The sequence below is a fragment of the Termitidicoccus mucosus genome (genome assembly GCF_038725785.1).
GTDB lineage: Bacteria > Verrucomicrobiota > Verrucomicrobiia > Opitutales > Opitutaceae > Termitidicoccus > Termitidicoccus mucosus.
This window is the reverse complement of sequence record NZ_CP109796.1, coordinates 5,962,897-5,982,685: the sequence shown is the minus strand read 5'-3', so window position 1 is coordinate 5,982,685 and position 19,789 is coordinate 5,962,897. Positions and strand designations below refer to the sequence as shown.

Here is a 19,789-nt window from a genome sequence, read left to right as displayed (position 1 = left end):
AACTTGCACACCCGGCAAGCAACAAAAGAAAACATGTGATTAAAATGTTCTTTATATGCATTATCTTCAAATACTGTTCAGAATCGATGTGTGGCCTCTTCCGCAAGACGACGAGCGAGACCGGCAGCTTTCTGTGCCTCGTGCGCGGCTTCCGCTGCTTTTGCCGCCGCTTTGTCGGCATCCTTTCTTGCCCGATCGGCTATTTTTTGTGCGTTTTAGCTGCCTTCTGCGGCGAGCCGCGTTGCGGTTCGTCACAATGGCAGGAATGCCGTCGCTTCTGTGCTGCCGCTCATTCGCCATCCCCTCCGTTTTCTCTGACAACGTCCAAGAACCATTTTTTGCGAAAACGTAATGCCGTGGTGACAACGCAGGTGAACAGGAACCAAACGCTGGGTGCGCCGCCTCCGCCGCCGCCACCACCGCGGCTAAAATCCATTCGTTCCGGCAGGTGTTGGCCTGCGTCGCCACCAGTGTTGCCACTGCCGTTGCCGTCAGGGTCGGGGGGCGGGGTGGGCGCGGTTGTCGAGGTTAGGATGAGAGTGGAAACACTGCCCGAAAGCGCGATTTTGCGGATGACGGCATTGCCGGTGTCGGCAATGTAGAGATTCCCCGAGGAATCCATCGTGATCCCGCCGGGATGGTCGAACCACGCGGAGGAGGTGGAACCGTCCTGGAATCCGGCAAAGCCGGGATTGCCGGCGAGGGTGCGCGAAGAGCCGCTGGCGGTGATTTCGAGGATGCGGGAGTTGCCAGTGTCGGCCACGTAAAGCGTGTCCTCACCGTCGATGAGGAGGCCGGAGGGGGAGTCGAGGAGCGTTTGCCCGGGCGCGCCTTCGGTGCAACCGGCGGTACCGGAAACGCCGGCGAAGGTGGTCACAGCCCCGTCGGGAAGCGCGATGGCGCGGATAGCGTGATTGCCGGTGTCGGCCACGTAGAGATGGTCGCCGTTTTTCGAGACCGCGATGCCGGTGGGGGAGTTGAAGAACACCGGGATGGCTCCGGCGATGGTGCTCACGGTGCCGTCGAGGGCGATTTTGCGGATGGCGTGGTTGCCGGTGTCGGCCACGTAGGCGTTGCTGGCGGAATCAAACGCAATGCCGCCGGGATGGTTGAAGCGCGCGATGGTAGCCGCGCCATCGGCGAAGCCGGATTCGCCGGTCTTGCCCGCAAACGTGGTCACGGCAGCGACGGCGGAAATCGCGCGGATGGCGTGATTGCCGCCATCGGCGACAAAGAGCGTGCCGGAGCGGACCGCAAGGGCGGAGGGCTCGTTGAAACGGGCGGCGGTGCCGGTGGCATCGGTGGCGCCAGGTTGGCCTGCGGTGCTGCCGGCGAAGAGGTGGGTTTTGTTGACACCAGTAATGCGCCGGATGGCGTGCGCCGCTCGGTCGGCCACGTAGAGGTCGCCAGACTGGTCGGCGACAATCGCGGACGGCCCCTCGAAATACGAAGGATTGACGGTAAGGATGGAAACCGTGCTGGGCACGCCGTTGCCGGGCGCGGTGCTCGCAACATAGCGATGTCGCCAGCCGTTCATGCCGGCGGTGACGCAGTCGATGGCGAGCGTGGCGGTGCCTTCACCGGAGTAGATGCCGACGTCGCCGGAATCAGTGCCGATGTCGCGCCAAGTTGCGCCGCCATCGGTGGAAACCTGCCATTGAATGGACACAACAAAACCATCGGCAACCGTGGCGTGGAGCGAGAGGCTTTGGTTGGCGAAAACAGTCTGGTCGCCGGGTGGCGCCAAGTCGGAAGGCGAAAGGTCGACCCCGGTGGAAAAGGGCGCCTTGATCCATGCTTCATTGAATGAATAGTATACACCGCTGCTGACCAGGTGTATCACACCGTTGCGTGCCTGAACGCCTGCGAGATATCCTTTCGGCTCCGCAGTCGTCTTACTCATAGTGAACTTCCCAGTATTGCCCATTCCATCATATTCTTTAGGAGGGCCGTCATCCGTTACAAGGCGCCTGTGCGGCCATGTTTCGCCGTTATCATAAGACAAGGCCGCGAACATTCCCGTGACAGTGACCGTATCTCCGTTAATGTCTGTCACAATCATTCCTGAAGTAAAGGATACAAGCAGAAGCGCGCCGGATTGAAGCTTTGTCAGAACGATTCTCTGGCCGCTTCCAATAGAGGGCAGGCCCGATGCACTGTATGTCCAGGTCAGGCCGTTATCATGAGAAACACTCTTGGGCATTTGGCCGTCTATGTTGTCACCCCGTCCCAAGCCCAGCAGAGTACCGTCATCAAGCTGCACAGCGCCCGCATGAATTCCGGCAATAAAGGAGCCCGTGCTGCCGTTATTATACGTGGGGATAACCTTGCCGTAGTTAGGATCATAAAAGCTGCCGTCAGATTTCAGAAATCCGAGAAGCGTTCCGCCTGAGCCTTGATTTGAAGCGTCGCGGAGAATCGCGATAGATTCGTTCGATAATTTGAAAGCGCCCGAAATCACTTGATTTTGCAAGCTGAAATTCGGATTTAGAATCCTAGATTTTGACCAGGTGACGCCGTTATCCTCGGACTTCCGCATAATGAGGGCCAAGCTTCCGTACTTGCCCGCCAATCCCATGCCGGAAAAATGATAAATGGTCTGATCACTATATAAAAAGAGCGCGCTCCCCGTGTCGTTCCTGTCCGGCACATCCCAGAACACGCTGGCGGGATCCCATTCCGTTCTCCCGTAGCGCAGTCGGCTTACTGCCTGACTCAGCTCTCGGCCTCCCTCCGTTTTCGTGGTAAACCAGTTGACCAGCAAATCCCCGTTCGGACATTCCGTAATAGACGGCTGATGATTATGGCTGTAAAAGGGTCCGTTTTCCGTAATCTCCAGCTTGATATATTGTTGTGGCGCCGTAAAATAAGGCTTAGTCGGATCTGGTCCGTTAAGAATATCAGAAGGTATGCTCTGGTTGACATTCTGCTGATAAGGCTGCGTATTATCATAGCTTGCCGGCATAGTCACAAGCGCATTCGCCATAACCACTCTAAAGCCGGTTATCCAATTCGATATTTCCGGCAAGGCCGCGGAACGGTTGGACGAACGCAGGTAATACACAGTCGTGGAATGGCTGCCACCCCGGGTCACTTTAAAATCTCCGCCTGAAGCGCCGACGGGGTCCGTCACAGCATGCTCTGTATATGGCGCATACCAGTCGCTGCACCACTCTTCAACGTTTCCGTGCATATCATAAAGACCCCAGGAGTTGGCGGGCGTATTGCCGACTCTCAGATTAATCGACGCCACATCATCGTTGGCGGCAGGATACGAACTGTTAATCTGGTTCTTATGATAGATGCTTGGTAAGGAGGCGCCAGTATTGTATGCCGTTGTTGTTCCCGCGCGACAGGCATATTCCCATTCGGCTTCCGTCGGCAGTCGGTATTGTATGCCTTCCTTCGCCGAAAGCCAATTGCAGTAATCCACGGCATCCTGCCAGGAAACAAAAATGACCGGATCATCGTCGTGGCTGCTGAATCCCATCTTTCCTCTTAAATTCTCATGGGACGGGTCGAATTCCTCATATTGCGCGTTGGTTACTTCCGTTATTCCCATATAGAAATTATGGGAGATTGTGACGGTATGCAGGGGAGCTTCATCCCTGTCGCCGCTGGAATTGCCCATCATGAATGAACCATTATTTATTTTTACAAATTTCATTCCAATGGTATTCGTATATATATCGAAGTTTTGATCTCCCTGCGATTGCTTAGGGGCAAACGCTCCGGTGTTGTCATAACTGACATAGTCGACTGCAATAACGGCGGCCCTTGCGGTTTGTCCTTTGCCAAACTCTATATAATCGCTTTTGATACCCTCAATGATGGTTCCCGACATTTCCAAAGGCTCCGAAGTAATTAATTCACCGTCTCTGTATACGCTTACCGTCTGATTTGCGTCAACCGCAAACCGGTAAACGTGCATGGCGCTGGAATTGTCCAAGTTCTCCGCAATATTGCTGGAACCGGTTGTGCTGTTATAATAAACAATGGCTGTGGTCGAAATGTAAAATTGATACCAGTGCCCGGCCGAATCGCCGGTCTGAAACGAGACATCCAGGCCGCGGCCGTTGGTGGAATTGACCTGGGCTTTTATTTCCACTGTGTAACCGGTATCCAAATCAAAATTGGTATTGTACAGTTTCCATCTGTCGCGTGTGTTTGCCGGCGAGTTGATAATGATCGTCCCGTTCTGCTGCGTTGTCATGGAGCTTTCCGTGTCTCCGGAGCCTGCAAACGTCCATGCCGGCTCAGCTTGGGTGGGCAGCACATCTGCGGAATACATATTAGGCAGGTCCCTTTTCTGAGCCGAGTATCCCAATGGAGCAAATGCGCCAGTGTCGTCATAGCTGACATAATCAACCGTAATATTGGAGGCGCTTGAGCTTTGCCCCTTGCCGAATTCTATGTAAGCATTTTTAATGTTCTCAATATAGTTTCCCGACATTTCCAGAGGTTCCGATGTAATTAGCTCTCCATCCCGAAATACAGCCGCCGTCTGGTCGGGATTGACCACAAATCGATAGACATGCATGGCGCTTGCGTTATCCAGGCCTTCTGCGATGTTTGTGGAACCGGTTGTTTTATTATAGTAAACTATTGCGCTTGTCGAAATATAAAACTGATACCAATGCCCCGTCGCATCACCCGTCTGAAAGGATACATCAAACCCACGGCCTCCACTGGAATTAACCTGAGCCTTAACCTCCACCGTATAACCGCTAGTGATATCAAAATTTGTATTATACAGTTTCCATCTGTCGCGTGTATTCGCTGGAGAATTGATAATTATCGTGTCATTCTGTACGGTTGTCATGGATGCTTCCGCGCCTCCCGACCCCTCAAACGTCCATATCGGTGTAGCTTGGGTGGGTAGCACATCTGCATTATATACGTTCGGGAGAATGCCTTTTGTCGAGATATTCGTGGCTGAAACAGTAAGAGAGGGCAATGTATTTGGATATAGTGCGGGCAGGATGCAAATAGTAAATAAAATGGAAAATCTAATCCCATTTAACATCCATTTATTCCCTTCGGATCGAATACCCCGGAGCTTGCTCCGTGTGATAGAACAACGTAATCCGTTGTTGGTGCCTTCAATGCCCTGGAGTTTACTCCTGGGTTCTTTACTAAGTATATTCATTTAATATGTCTCCATTTCATTGACGAACACAATTCATTATTTTCACTACGTATCTATGTAATTTTCAGATTTATTTTCATCGATTTTAAATAAAAATATGATTCAGTTATGCAGCTCAATAAGCTGCGGCGCAATCCTTGCGCAGGGGAGCGGGCAAGTTTTTTGAACGGCTAGAAGTCTCCATCAGATATTATGCGCATCGGTCTTCATCTGCATATTATATTCGATTATTATATAATTTATTTAAAATCACAGATCGGATACCGTTGGTCCCCCTTTCGGTGGGCCTTTGCTAACGATGGTACCGGGGATCGAGTTTTTGCTGACAATTTTTCCGGCAAGGATGTCGGCCTCCGTCACCTTGGCCGCACGGATTTCGGGTTCCTTGCCGCGCGAATAATCCCAGCAGATATAAATGGAACCGTCGTTGATTTGCGAGGTGTCAGGGTAGGCCACGGTGCGACGGTCACCCCTGCGGAAAGCGTCCCGCCGATCGTCGAGGAACAGCCCACCCTGCCAAGTTTCCCCGTCATCCTTGGAGATGTAAGCGACAATGGCGGCACGGCTGTAGGGACCGCGGACGCGGTCTTGCTTGGGCTTGCCTTGCAGCCAGAGGGCGTCGTCATCGGAGAGATTTTTGACCAACAGGAGGCTTCCGGAAGCGAGGCGCGACAGGTGTGTGCGCGAGCCGATGCCGGGAATCGGGGAAATGGACACCCGCCCAAAGGTGCGCCCGCCGTCCTTGGAAAACGTCTCGCAGTGACCGTCGCCAATGGTGGCGCGAACGACCCACTGGTTGGTCTTGCGGTCGAAGCGCATGCGTTTTTCGCGGGTTTCACGGCGCATGAGCATCCAGATGACACCGTCGTTTTTCTCGACCAGCATCGGTTCGATGTAGGGCGAGTCGGGCGCGCGGACGTAGCCGATTTGTTCAAAGGCGGCACCGTTGTCCTTGGCGAGCCAGACGAGCACGCCGTCGCGCATCGAGTGGAGGTCGTTGATTTCAGTGGCATTGAACTGCACGGAAGCGAACAGCGCGCCGCCGTTTTTGAGAAACAGCGGTTTGTTGACCATCATGCCGTCGAAGAGTCGGCGCGGTTTCGACCATGTCGGCGCGGGTGCCTCGGGGTTGTTGGTGTAAATGCCCCAAGTCGAGCCGTGGCGGCTCCACTGTCCGTCACGCTTGGGATGGACTCTGCCTTCGTAGCTGTATTCGCCGGTGCTCTGTGTCCACGCAATCCAGATCCGTCCTGACGGCTCGCGCCACGAAAAGGGATCGGAACAGCGGACCTTGCCGACATGTGGCGAGCGGATGACGAGGTTGATGCCGCCCCAATCGGCGAGTTTTCCGTCGCCGTAGGCGACCATGACGAAGTTGTTAATCCCTTCCAGCGGCACGCCAGGCTGCTGATTGCCGGCATACCATGCGACAAACACGCGCTTACCTGACGCAGTGGCGACGATGGTGCTGATGGCTTGGTAGTCGCACGGCTTTGACAACTCGTCTCCAAACTTGGTGACAATGACCTCAGCAGGCGTCTCGGAGAGCATCCAGTAGGGGTTTGCGGCGGCTGCCTCGAACGCGGCGCAAGCGTCGGCGGAGAAAAGCCACAGGACGGCAAGGGCGACGATGTTTATATTGGGTTTCATGATGCTGATTCTATTTTTGTGGTTTCAAGGTGAATTTATATCCTCTCACTATGCGAAGAAGAAGCTTCCCGTCCCGAAATACGACCGCCGTCTGGCCCGCGTTGGCCACAAACCGTGTAAACGTGCATTTCACTTGCGACCACCGGAAGCAGGAATCCATCGACGCCCACAGCAATCGCATCCTCGGCGAGGTCCTCAATCAAGGACATGTCAACACTCCCGTCGGCGCTGAATGCCGTCTGCATCACCGACACAATACCTTTGGGCAGTATAATCATTTCAGTATATCAAAAAACATGCGATCGGCGGCTACCACATGAAATTGACAAAACCGTTGAAAAAGAACCGCTCCTGACCGGAACCGCTTTCATAGTTTACGTGAAATCCGCAGGTGGAGTCATCCGACATGATAAAACGAGTCCCCAAGCCGGCCACAAGGCTGCCGCGCGAGCTGTTTTCGACCGTCGTCACGAGAATAATCACATCATACCCTCCCGCTACAAATGATGCGTCCACGGTCGAACCCATGTCGGTCAGATTCTGGCGAAAACCGGCAACCAGATCGGCCGTCCCACGCCATCCCCATGGTAACCGGAATGCCTGGCTGGCCTGCAAGGTAATATAACTCTGCACCAAATCCTCACTGAACGCCGGAAGTGTCATCGCGCCCGGTCCAAACTCCTCTTGTTCGCCGAACTTCGCGCGCATATAGTGGATGGCCACCGCCGGCTTCAACAGGCCACCCTTCCACTCGTGGAGCAGCATGCCGAACTCCATGCTCGCGCTGGCATAGTCGCGATCATACGCTGCACGTGCCGCTCCCGTACCTTCACGGCGTTCCGTGTCGGCCTCGCCCCAGCCCATCGCCAAATCGGCGGACAGATAGGCGCGGCCAAATTTGGCCGACCCATATACCCCCAGCAGCTGGCTGTCACTTCTGGTTTCCGCCCAATTGTCAGTCTTGAGTGTGCTGTGCAGGGCCACGCCATACAACCCGAATAGCCAATGCCTGCCAAACGCATGATCATAGCCGGTCATAATTCCGTAGCCACTTTCCTCATACCCAATGCTCCTAGCATCGCCATCACGCTTGAAAGTAGTGCCAAAGCCCCTAGCCCACAAGTTGCTTGCATTGGATACCTGTTTGTCGTTAATGGGTTTTCCGTTAAAATAATGAATTTCTCCGTTTCGTTCTATCATCGGCGAGAGAAATGACTCTGTGATATGCCCGTAAAGCGAATCCATCGCCCCATGCATCATGTCGAATGAGGCAAGCACATCGCGCGACGGCTCAATTGCCTGATTGACCACTGTGAGAATCACCTCGTTGGACAGTGTGGCGACATTCACATACATGCCATGCTGCAAAGTCTCGTATGACGGCGTGCCCACAATCGCCGCGGCCGACTCGGCCAGCACGTAATGTCCGCCCGGGATGGAGCCGGCGATTGAAACATCCGCGCCGCCGGTGAACGTGAGCGCGCCCGTGGCAAACGTCCCCGGCTTCTCCCCCGCGGCCACGCTCAGCACACCGCCGTCGAAGATGAGCGAGCCCGCCTTCACACCCGCCGCGCCCGCCTCCAATGCCGCGCCGCCGCGCACCGTCACCTCCGCACCCGCCCCGCCCAGCGCCTCCGCATGCGCCGCGTAAACAATCGTGCCCTCGCCGCGAATGTCCATTCGCGCCACGCGGCTGGCCGTGCCGGAAAGCGAGAATCGCCCCGCCGTGACCTCCACCAGGCTGCCCGGCGCGTCGGCGAATAGATTGTTTCTATAAATCCCCGACGCGCCGTTGAACTCCAGCACGGTGTTATCGCGCAATGTGACGTCGCCCGCACTCGCGCCGAGCGACCCCGCGCCGCCCGCCACCAGCCGGCCCGCCTCTATTATCGTGCCGCCTTTGTAGGAATTCCTGCCCGCCAGCGTGAGCGCGCCGGTCCCGGTTTTTATAATGCCGCCGTCCCCGGAAATCGTTCCGGTGAAAGCACTGTCATCGTCGTTGTCCAGTGTGGCGGTGCCAGTGCCGAGGGTGAGCGCGCCCGCCCCGGAAAGATTTTGCAGACGCTGGTTCAGATGATTCATGTCCATCGCCGCGCCTTCGTTTATATAAATACGCCTGCTCGCGGCCAGCGCGTCCGCCACGCCCAGGCGAAGCATGCCGGTGGCGATGGCGGTTTCGCCCGTGTATGGATTCGCGCTGTTCAATACAACGGGCCGCCCTTCGGCGGCGCGCACCTCCACTCCGCCGCTGCCGGAAATGACGGCGGCCAGCGTCGAAATCGAACTCGCCGCATTGTCCAGAACCAAGGTTTTGCCCGCCAGAACCTCCAGCTCGGTGAGGCCGTAGCCAAACCAAACCCCGTCGAGCCTGGTGAAGGCGGTGTAATTATAACCCGCCCGCGCCACGGCCTCCGCGCCGCCATCCTGAAAAATGTCCACGAACGAGGTTGCCGGCGTCAGCGGCAGCGGCGCGCCGTCCAGTCCGACAATCCGGAACGAGCCGGTGCCGTTGATGCTGCCCGCGCCGATGATCCGGACCGCGCCCGCGCTATCCTGCTCAAACAAGCTGGGCTGCGGAGGCACCGCCGGGTTGGTCTGGCCGCCCAGCAGCGCCGCGGTGTCGAGCTTGATGGTGTTCACGCCCGCGCCCATATTCAGGGTGGCGACGGTCAGCAGACCGTCCGGCACCGCGCCGTTCATCGCCAGCTCCAGCGTGCCGCCGTTGAAACTGAGCGCGTTGATGGTGAAGTCGCCGCCGGCCTTTTTCGCCAGGCTGCCGGCATTGAGCTGCAACGTCGCCCCGCCCAGCGCGGAGGCCGCGCCCGCGTCGAGCGCGATCACGCCCGAGTTCATCTGCACGGTGCCCTGAAACGCCGTGCCCGCCGCCGCGCCGAAGGCGAACTGGTCCGCCGCATCCGCAAGCGTGACGGCGAGCGCGCCCTGTCCGGCAAGCGCATGGTCAAACACCAGCGAACCGGTGGTGGAGGCGGGCGCGATCTCCAACCGGCCCAGCCCGTCAATATACACGCCCGCGGAAGCCGCGCCCAGGCTGTCCACCGTCGTCGCTCGCACCGCTCCCGCGCTGATTTTCAGCGTGCCGGTGTAAAGGTTCGCGCCCGCCAGCGTCAGCGTGCCGTTCCCCGTTTTCTCAATGGCGCCCGCCCCGCCGATAGCGCCGGAAAATGCCGCCGCGCCCGACGTCACCGCCAGTCGCGCGCCGAAGCCGCCGAGGTCAACTGCGTTGGCGACCGTCACCCCGTCGCCCGCGCGGATTTCCACGCCCTCGCCGCCGACGGAAAGCGTGCCGGAGGCCGCGCCGAGCGCGGCGCCGCCGCCGAGTGTGAGCGCGCCCACCCGCAACTGCACGCCGCCGGAAAACGTGTTGGAACCGCTGAGCGCCAGAGTGCCTGTGCCGGTTTTTATGATGCCCGCCGCGCCGGATACCAAGCCCGTCCACGCGAGGTTGCCCGTGACATCGACCGTCGCCCCGTGGCCGGCGAGGTCAAGGCCGCCGCGCGCCGTCACATCCGCGCCCGCTGTTTGTATAATGGCGCCGGAGCCGCCGATGACGACGTTGCTTGCCCCAAGCGCGCCTGCCGAGGCGAGCGTCAGGACGCCCTCGTTTATATAAAGACCGCCCTTGAAATTGTTCTCCCCGCTGTTTGCGAGGGTGAGCGTGCCCGCGCCGCTTTTTATCAATTTTCCCTGCGCGGCGGCGGCCATCGCGGGATTGGCCTCGACGCTGGTTTTGTCGGTCTCGATGCCGGCCCCGGTGAAGGTGTAATCCCCGCCGCCCGAAACCTCCATGTCGGACACCACCACCTGCGCGCCGTCTATTTTTATATTCCGGCTGCCCGTGTGCGCGGCGTCCGCCGAGCTGTCGAAAAGCACCTTGTCGCCAAACGCAAACGCCATTTCCGCGCCGTTCGTCCAGTTCTTCGTGCGGTCGAGGTTCCACGTGCCGCTGTAAGCGCCCGTCCAGCGGAGCACTGCGCTGCTGCCCGCATTGATGTCGAGCAGCAAATCCCCGCCGCCGGCCGAGGTCGCCGCCGTCTGCCGCCCTCCTCCGCCACCGATGGCCTGACCGCCGACCAGCACCGGCATCCCGGCGGTGTAGGCTCCTCCGATGTTGCCCAGATTATACACGCCGGTAATCAAACGGTCTATATTGATGGTCTGCGTGCCGGTCGCCACCAGCGCGCCACCGCCAATAACGATCCGGTCGCTCATGCCTGCGCCGTAAATGCCGAATTTCAGGACAGCCGAATCCAGCGCCAGCGTGCCGCCCACCATCAGCGACTGCGCGGTGCCCGAGCCGGCCACGCCCGCCTGCAAGGTCGAGCCGGCGCCGACCACGACATTGCCGGCAACGGTGCCAACGCCGCCGAACACGACCGACGGCATGCCGCCCGGCGTCGCTGCCACGCTAACGTTTCCGCCCAGTCCGCCGCCGGTCGCGGTTAATATAAACGAGCCGCCCTGCACGTTCAACTGTCCGAGAAATCCCCGGTTGTCCGCGTGGGTGATGAACGAGCCGCCGCCGGTCTTGTTGATAATCGCGTCCGCCGTCGTGCTGGCGATGCCGTCCGACGCGGCGCCCGCGACGCCGGCCGTGAAGGTTTTCCCGTCTGCCACGGAAACCGACGCCACCGGCGCGGACGCGCCGAGTTTGTCCATGTATAAAAACCCGCCGCCGCCGCCGGTATTGCCGCTCGCGCTCGCATCGTCGCGGAAGTCAAGCGCGAGCGCGCCCGCATTGTAGATGGCGCCGCCATTCGCCGTGGCGGTGTTGTTTTGGAACGAGACATTCGTCAGCGCGACGCTGCCGGTGTTATAAATCGCGCCGCCCGCGCCGGCGGTGTTGCTGGAAAACAGGATCGCGCCGGAACCGGTAAGGGCAAACCATGCCGCGCTGTCCGCCACGCCGCCGCCCACGAAGAGCGCGCCTCCCTGCCCGCCGCCGGCGGTGTTGCGTGTGATGACCAGCGACTGGCCGGCGGCCACGTCAAGCCCGCCGGCCCTGCCGTCGGCCACGGCCACGCGCGCGGCGGCCGCGCCGCCGCCGTCGAACACCGCGCCGCCCAGCAGCGCGAGCCGCGCGCCGTCGCCGGACGCGGGGGCGGAGAACACCACATCGCCCAAGGACGCGCCCAGTTGCGCTGTGCTGGAGACAACGATCGTCCCTCCTCGGATTTCCACCCCGCCGGCAAACGAATTGGCCGCGTTGTCAAAACGCAGCGTGCCGGCGCCGTCCTTGATTAATTTGCCTGCGCCGGTGATTTCCGTCCCCGACACGTGCGCCGCCGAGGCCGAGATCGCGCCGTTGCCGGTGAAAGTATAATTGCCCGTGCCCGACACCAACAGGTCAGCCACGGACACGCCCGCTCCGACCGCGATGGAGCGCCGCTCGGCATGCGCGGAGTCGGAGACGCTGTCAAACACCACCCGGTCGCCCTGCATAAAGGTGTCGAACGCGACGCCGCCCGCGCCCGTGCCGCTCCAATTGACGAGCGAGTCGTTCCACGCCGCGCCGGCGGCGCCCGTCCAGCGCACCTCGTAATTGCGCCCGTTGTATAAAGTGATCTGCAAGTCCTTGTTGTCATTGCCCAGGGAAAAACTCCCCGCCAGCCGCCCGGTCAACCCCGCCGCCGAGAAACGCGCCGCCGAAAACGTGGTGATTTCCGTGTCCGCGCGGGCCAGAGTGTAGACTCCGGTGCTTTGATAACCGGAAAGCGTGACCGCATTCGTGCCGCTCCCGCCAATGGAAAGCATTCCGGCGGAGAGCAAATCGCCCGTGCCGTTTATATAATCATAAGACAGGGCGACCCCGTTGAGCAGGGAAAGCTCGCCGTCCACGCGCAGCGTCTGTGCCGCCAGCGCCCCGGCCGTTCCCACTTGCAACGCGCCGGCGTTGATGGTCACTCCACCGGTCACCGTCCCCTCCCCCGCAAGCCCCGCGCCCGCCGACACCATGACTGTCCCGCCGAGCTTCGCTTCGGGGTTGCCAAGAATCAACCGCCCCGCCGTGACGTTGACCGCACCCTGATAATAAGAATTGTCCGCGTTCAATACGAGCGTGCCCGAGCCGCTTTTAGTCAGCGTATTTGACGCGTTCGCTGTGGCGATAGAATCGAGCGCGCGGTTGGCATCCGCCGCCGAGCCGATGGTGAGTGTTGCTCCGGCGCCGATGTTGAAATTCAGTGTGTTCCCCTCCCCACCGGCAGAGCCGTAATAAAACCCCCCAGCCTGGGCAAGTGCAGTTGCCGTCGTCGCCGCCCCGGCATAATTGCCCGTATAGATCAGATTCTGCGTCGCTGCGATGGTAACGTCGCCTTCTTGGGACCAAATCGCCCCACCCCGGACGCGGGCGGAATTGTCCGTGAACACGCTGTTAGTTGCTGAAACTATGATCCGGCCAGCTCCGGCGGTAGGGTTCCACCTGATGGCTCCGCCCAAACCACCAGTGGTGTGTGTGGCGGAATTTTTTGCGAACACGGAATCAATGGCGGTGATGGCAATCCCCGTTGTATCGGCGGTCCGATTGACATAAACTGCGCCGCCGCCCTGGCCTGCGGTTGAAGTGTTTTCATTAAACGTGCTGCTCACCAACATCATCGTGACGTTCTTGTTGGATTGCACGCCTATCGCGGCACCACCGCCCGTGCTTCCTGCTGTGTTCTTAGTAAAGAGGCTTGACGTGGCCGATATGCTGACATCACCTGCCCCGTAGGCAAACAGTGCTCCACCCGTTACGCCACTGTTGTTTTCAAGCACGCTTTGATCTATAACCGCGTTTATCACACCGGTGCCGTTCGTCTTTCTTAAATAAAAAGCACCGCCGTTGCCGGCTCCTCCATTGGCGGAATTATTTTTTGCAATCACCTTGATAAGGGTCAAACTCATGGGATCGCCGGTAGAGTTGTTCATATAGACGGAACCGCCATAAACCTCGGCGTTTCCAGACTCGCCATTGGCCAGCCCCTTGCCGTTTATCAATTGCAGATTCTGGAGCGTGAGATCATATGTGCGGGCGAAATGCCGGTTTTTTCCATCGGCATCAATGATGGTCGTCGGCAGGTCCGTCTCGGTGTCAAACGCGCCGGTTATGGTCAGCTTTTTGTTTGTCCCGACATAGCCGTTTCCACTTCCACTGATGGCAATATTATTTATCCCGTTCGCGAACGTGATGATTCCACCGGAGGTCGCGCTGGTGGCAATGGCCCGCAGCGAACCAATGCCGGAATCCGCCTCCGTCGTGACGGTGTATTGCTGCGCCGATGAAAGCGGCATAAGCAGGCTTGTCGCGATGACGAAGGAGGCGAATGTAATGCGACGGGAGAATTCAAGACAATGAGTGGAGGCATTCATGGCGGGGATAATTGGGATGGGTTTCAGTGAAAGGCACCGGTTGTGTTGATAAATCGAAATCATAAGAATCACCTTGGCATGGGCCATTTGTCCGTACGGAAGGGTTCGGCCGGAAACCCGGCGGCGTTGTGCATCGGCCTGGCGGTAAAATTCCACCAGCAATAACGGACCGCTTCGGCCACAGTTCCCTGTGGCAGATCCAGTAGCACGCTGTCTCCGTCAATTCTGGCCGGCACCTCTCGAAACACGTGATCCGCTCCCGCAATCTCAAAGCCCCGCACAGGCTCATCGAGGCACGCCAGCCCCTCGGCATTTTTGAAAATGATCCTGATCCCCCTTGGATTCCGTCCGATGCGCTCCATCCGGGGTCCCTCCCATTGCATGGTTTTCCCATAGGTTTTTGCGAGGGCAGCGCAGGCCAGCCGGCGGCCTATCACCTGTTTGTCCGGCGGATGAATATCCCGCTCCTTTCCGATGTCGAGCGACACCACCATGCCGGTATTGGGAAGATTTCTTCCGACCATCTGGGCCTCGCGCAAAAACGCCCATTGCTGCCTCGTCTTGTCGTTGCCCGCCTCATACGATGCAAGTTGCACATAATAAAACGGCAAGTCCCCCTGCCCGAAGGCCGCGCGCCATTGTTTTATCATGACCGGAAAAAGCTCCTGATACCAGTCCGGCCTGTCCGTGCTATGCTCACCCTGCCACCAGAGAACACCGGCCAGTCCATACGGGACCAGTGGATTTATCATGCCGTTGTATAAACCCGACGGCATATTGCGGCTGCCCGGCCCCTCGGGAGGAAGCGGACGGCGCGCAGTAAAAGCGGTCCCCTGCCGGGAGGCCAGCCTTTGCTCCTGCTCCCAGCGGGCATTGTCGATCTCCCACTTCTTATACGCCCCGGGATATGAATTCAGGCGGTTTATCCACCGGGCTTGAATCCCGGCATTTGCCTTTGTCGAGGCCAAAGCCTCGCTGCTCATCCAAAACTCAATCCGCGTGCCGCCCCATGTGCTGTTGATGAGGCCGACGGGCACTTTGAGATTTTCATAAATCTCCCTTGCAAAGAAATAACCGACTGCCGTGAATTTCCTCACACTCTTTTTTGAGCACGGCCTCCATTGGCCCTTCCCCTCAAACAAAGGTTTTTCTGAAACCGCCCTGACAATTTTGAACTCCCGGATCAACGGGTTGGTCGCGCTCGCGATTTCTTCGCCGGCTTGGGTGGAATTCTCAACCGTCCACTCCATGTTCGACTGGCCGGAGCACAACCAGACATCTCCAACCACAATATCATCCAGCGTCAGCCTGTTCTTTCCCCGCACCACCAGCCTTGCGCCTTTGGCATCCGCTTCCATTGCCGGCAGCCGCACTCTCCAGCGTCCATCGGCATCCGCAGTCGCGGATACGGAGCGGCCTTTGAACTCCACCATAACAGCCTCACCCGGATCAGCGAGCCCCCACACCGGCACAGGCTTCCCGCGCTGCAACACGGCATGATCTTGAAACAATGGTGCCAGCCGCACGTCTGCGTGAAGCGCCGCCGCCGTGAGCAAACAAACAAAGGCGCACACCCGCAAAAAGTCCCGCCTTCCATATGGGGACTTTGGTTGCGAAGCCCCCAGACACGCGGATCGGTGTATAACTGCGTCCATCTGTAGTCAGCCTCTTTTCGTTTTATAATTTTTCCGGATCAATCACGACATGCTTGATGCGCTTGCGCCCCCAGGTGTAGGTGAGGTGCACCAGTCCGTCGGAAGCCTGAATCAGCGTTGGATAGGCGAAGCCTTCGCGGATATCGTCCGTCTCCAGATTAAACAAATCGCGCCAGTTCTCGCCATCATCCACTGACACGGCCAGGGTAAGCGGCGTGCGATTGCCCCATTTGCTTGGATCAGCCGGCTTGTCCGATTTGTTATATGCCAGAAGCGCGCGTCCGTCCTTCAATTTCAGCACATCAATCCCGGAGTTGGCCATATAAATGCCAGTGCCTTTGATCGCCCCCCACGTCCGTCCGCGATCAGACGAGCGCGCGACCCCGATTTCCCGCGCATAGGTGCGCGCAAACAGCAATACTGCTCCGTCATTTTTCTCCATCAAAGTGGGCTGAATGGCGCTCATCTTTTCCGGATCAGCAATAAGAGCGGATTTTCCCCATGAGTCCGGGGTCATTTCCTCGTCGGACCAATTGCAGAGCACGCCTCCACTGCCTGTGGTGGGGAAAAGCAGGCTGCCGTCCGACAAGCGCAATGTCGGCGCACGGCATGGCCCCCGCAATCCCTTTGGCACCCTGTTTTCTTTGCTCCAAGTCGCGCCACCATCCAGCGATTCCTTCATGCAATACCTCTTGCTGCCCTTCCAGGGGCCGACCATGTAAAACACGGTGATCCGTCCGTCCTTGTGCGTGTAGAGAGACGGGTTATACACGGGTTCGGGTTTGCTTCCGTCCTCGGAAAGTCCCTGTTCAACCACAAACGCCTTCCCCCACCCCGCCTCCGTGTGCCGCGACGCCCATATCTGCGTGTCATTGTCAGCCTCCATTGCGCCGCCGAACCACGCCGCGAGAAGAACTCCGGGTGAAACCTCGGTGATGCTCGACGCATGGACCTCCGGGTCCTGGGGCGCGGCCTCGATGAACTCCGAAAGCAGCACCGCGGCGACGGGGCTTTTCGCCTGAGCGCTCAACAACGGCGCCGCGCAGGCCAATGACAGAAGTGTTCCGATTATTCGGTTATGTTTCATTTTGATTGACCTCCCCATGTTAAAATCGTCCGGAAACGCCGAGTGTGAGTTGCGTGCCGGTGGCCTGGCTTATCGTCACCCTTCTCTTGTTGATGTTATAATAATACGGGGCCTCGTTAAGTATGTTCTGGAAATCGGCATACACGGTCAGCCAGCGTTTGATATTGAATTTTATGTTCACATCCAACGTATCATCTGCGGTCAGTTTTATTTTTTGGGTCGGATCCGTGCTGTATTCCGATAAAAATCCGCTTTGATACCGGTATTGCACCCGGCCCTCCAGTTTCCACCAGCGCCAGGTCAGCCCGGCATTATAACTCCTCGGGATGAACTTGGCCAGTTCCTCAATTCCGTCATTGTATTCGCCCTTAGTTTTTATGTGGGTGTAATTGGCAAACACGCTGATTCCGTTGAACGGTTTGGGTAGAAACGCAAGTCGCTGGGAATACTCCATCTCATAACCTTCCAATTCCGCCGAGCCAACGTTGATCCAAGTCCTGCGGTTGAAACCCGCCCACTCGCCTTCGGTTTCCAACCAACTCGTGCTGGTTATAAAATTGGTGATATTCTTTCTGAACCAGCCAATTGAGATGATGCCGCTCGACCGCAAATAATACTCCAACGCCAGATCCCAATTCTTGGCATATTGAGGTTTCAAGCCGGTATTGTTTTCTGTGATCCTTCCTTCACCCGCCTCGTCGGCGGGATAGGTAATCGTGGTCGCGGGGACAATTCGGTCTATAGCGGGCCGCGCCATTGAGGTGTGCCAACTCGCCCGCGCGATCAAGTTTTGCCAGACCGAGTATTTCAAATGCACACTTGGAAAAGCCTCCATGTAATCCGAACTGCTTCCAACCACCACCTGGTCTAGCGCGCGAGGATTCGATATGGAGCCGGATGCGTTGATGTCCGTCCATTCTCCCCTGATGCCACCGGTAATCAGAAGTCGCCTGATTTTCAGCGAGGACATGACATATCCGGCATAGACATCCTCAGTGATCTTGCCATGCGGAGGGCGCACGTTGCTTGTAACAGTAAAATCGGAATTTGTCACGGGATCGGCATACTCGGACATCACTTTGTAAATATCAAACTGGTCCTTGCCCGCATAAAAACCGTTGAACAGGCCATATGCCTGCCCCGGCTTCTTAAGATGCGGGATGTCACCCGTATAACGCCACGCGGGCGACATGGCAAAAGAATCGCGATCCTGAAGACGCATGGCAAACCCGGTTTTCAATCTCAGCGGCATGCCACATAAAATCATATCTTTCGTCAGATCCGCAGTCAGCACATTGATGGTCGCGGACGAATTATTGTCGCCCCCGCTGAAGGTGGCGGTCCAGCCTGTGCTGTAATCGGTGCCATATTCATACGATGGACCGTAGGTTTGTATAAATTGCGGTTTTTTTATGTCCGTGGAGGTATCTATTCCTATGCCGATCCCTCCCCGTCGCCTCACGAGAAACGATCTATTGTAGCCGACCGCGTCCGTGTGGGTTGTGCTTATTCCAAAATCCAATTTCGCTCCGCCGTTCAGTCGCTTCGACAACTCGATTCCATAGCGATACACATCGGTGGTGCTGTCCGCCACGCGTGCGGTGTGGCCGACCAGGGCGTTCAAAATTTCCGTGTAAGTGTCGGTAAAACCCGGCGCAACACCGGCCACGTTGTTATTCTCATCGCGCGGAACGGCCCCGCCTTCAATTTCCTCGCGGCCCACGCGGGTGTAGTCCGCCACTGTCCGTGAGCCGCCATCCGAAGTTGCATCAAAGGCGTTGCGCGTGTTTAACTGTTTGTATTGATTCCAGCTTCCATTAAATTTTATGCTCAGGGTCTTGGAGGGACGGTATTCTACTTTCGTGGAAACGCCTGATCTCTTGCGGAAAACAATGTCATCAAGCAAACGCGCCTGAGTGAGCCTGCCGTCAAGCTCTCTTCGCTGTGTCTGCGTCCGGTCACTTGGTCTGATGGATTTGTTGTAGCTGGCGGACATTGATACACCAAGGTTCCGCTTGTCACCAAATGCGTTCATATAAGTGAATTGGGCGAACGGACCGATCTCCCACAAATCGCTGCGATAGGTGTTCACGCTGGCCCCTGCCGAGTAATTGGAAACCGCCGTCCTGTAATCAAATGCGGATTTTGTGATCAAATTGACCGTCCCCGTGAGCCCGTCGGCCCACATGTCGGGCGTCGCGCCTTTAATGACCTCGATTTCTTTTATAAATTCCGATGGAATATAATCCACCCGCACCGAGCGATCATTTTGTGTCGGCATTTGGTTGCCGTCCATCGAAACCGCACTGGAACCGGCTGGCGATCCTCGCAGCGTTACGTTTACAATATCCCCGGCGTCCTTGGTCACGGTGACGCCGGCGAGGCGCTGGAGGAAGTTGCCGATGTTACCGTCCGCGACGTCGCCGTGCGCGTCCATTGATATTATCACCTGCACATTGTCCGCCGCCTTCTGGCGGGCCATGGAGGCCGCCTGCCCCTCCTTGACACCGGCGACGGTAAATTTTTCCAGCATGACCACCTGCTCGTCCGTCTCCAAGGACGCAAGGGCGATGTTGAGCGTTTTCGACGGATCCGCCCCGGCGATCGAAACCTGTTCGGAATGAGTGCGCATGCCAGGGTAGATGAATGTAAGCTTATATTCGCCATCCGAAAGGCCGGTCAGCTCGAAACGGCCTTCGCGATCCGTCAACAGACTGCGTGCTCCATTGTTCATCGATATTTCAACCGCTTCCAAGAAATATCCCGTCTTGGCGTCGCGCACCGTTCCGCGAATCTCCGCCGCGCGGAGGTTTCCGGTCATGAATGCCCCGGCTAACAGCAGCCAGCCGGTCAGGGTAATCTTTTGTTTCATTATTAATT

General features: G+C 57.7%; 7 protein-coding genes. All 7 read right to left on the bottom strand.

Going from position 1 to position 19,789, the window contains the following annotated elements; translation table 11 throughout:
* Positions 1-289 precede the first annotated feature (289 nt).
* The 7 genes from OH491_RS20860 to OH491_RS20830 all read right to left on the bottom strand — a co-directional run bounded on the left by OH491_RS20860 (position 290) and on the right by OH491_RS20830 (position 19,781).
* Positions 290-4,822: an SUMF1/EgtB/PvdO family nonheme iron enzyme gene (locus OH491_RS20860; RefSeq protein ID WP_342750671.1), complete on the bottom strand. Its 4,533-nt coding sequence runs from the start codon at positions 4,820-4,822 to the stop codon at positions 290-292.
* A 576-nt stretch (positions 4,823-5,398) separates the two neighbouring features.
* Complete coding sequence (locus tag OH491_RS20855) at positions 5,399-6,799, bottom strand: sialidase family protein (RefSeq protein WP_068772605.1); 1,401 nt, start codon at positions 6,797-6,799, stop codon at positions 5,399-5,401.
* A gap of 35 nt (positions 6,800-6,834) precedes the next feature.
* Positions 6,835-7,077 carry a hypothetical protein gene (locus OH491_RS20850; protein ID WP_068772606.1) on the bottom strand — a complete coding sequence of 81 codons (243 nt, stop codon included), beginning with the start codon at positions 7,075-7,077 and terminating at the stop codon, positions 6,835-6,837.
* 31 nt (positions 7,078-7,108) lie between these two features.
* The gene (locus tag OH491_RS20845; RefSeq protein WP_334319654.1) at positions 7,109-14,167 is read right to left on the bottom strand and encodes an autotransporter-associated beta strand repeat-containing protein; all 7,059 of its coding nucleotides are present in this window, start codon (positions 14,165-14,167) and stop codon (positions 7,109-7,111) included.
* Between the two features lie 68 nt (positions 14,168-14,235).
* The gene (locus OH491_RS20840) at positions 14,236-15,723 is read right to left on the bottom strand and encodes a sialate O-acetylesterase (protein WP_342750670.1); all 1,488 of its coding nucleotides are present in this window, start codon (positions 15,721-15,723) and stop codon (positions 14,236-14,238) included.
* A gap of 121 nt (positions 15,724-15,844) precedes the next feature.
* Positions 15,845-16,909: a sialidase family protein gene (locus OH491_RS20835; RefSeq protein WP_342750669.1), complete on the bottom strand. Its 1,065-nt coding sequence runs from the start codon at positions 16,907-16,909 to the stop codon at positions 15,845-15,847.
* A 19-nt stretch (positions 16,910-16,928) separates the two neighbouring features.
* The gene (locus tag OH491_RS20830; protein ID WP_068772609.1) at positions 16,929-19,781 is read right to left on the bottom strand and encodes a TonB-dependent receptor; all 2,853 of its coding nucleotides are present in this window, start codon (positions 19,779-19,781) and stop codon (positions 16,929-16,931) included.
* Positions 19,782-19,789: the final 8 nt, after the last annotated feature.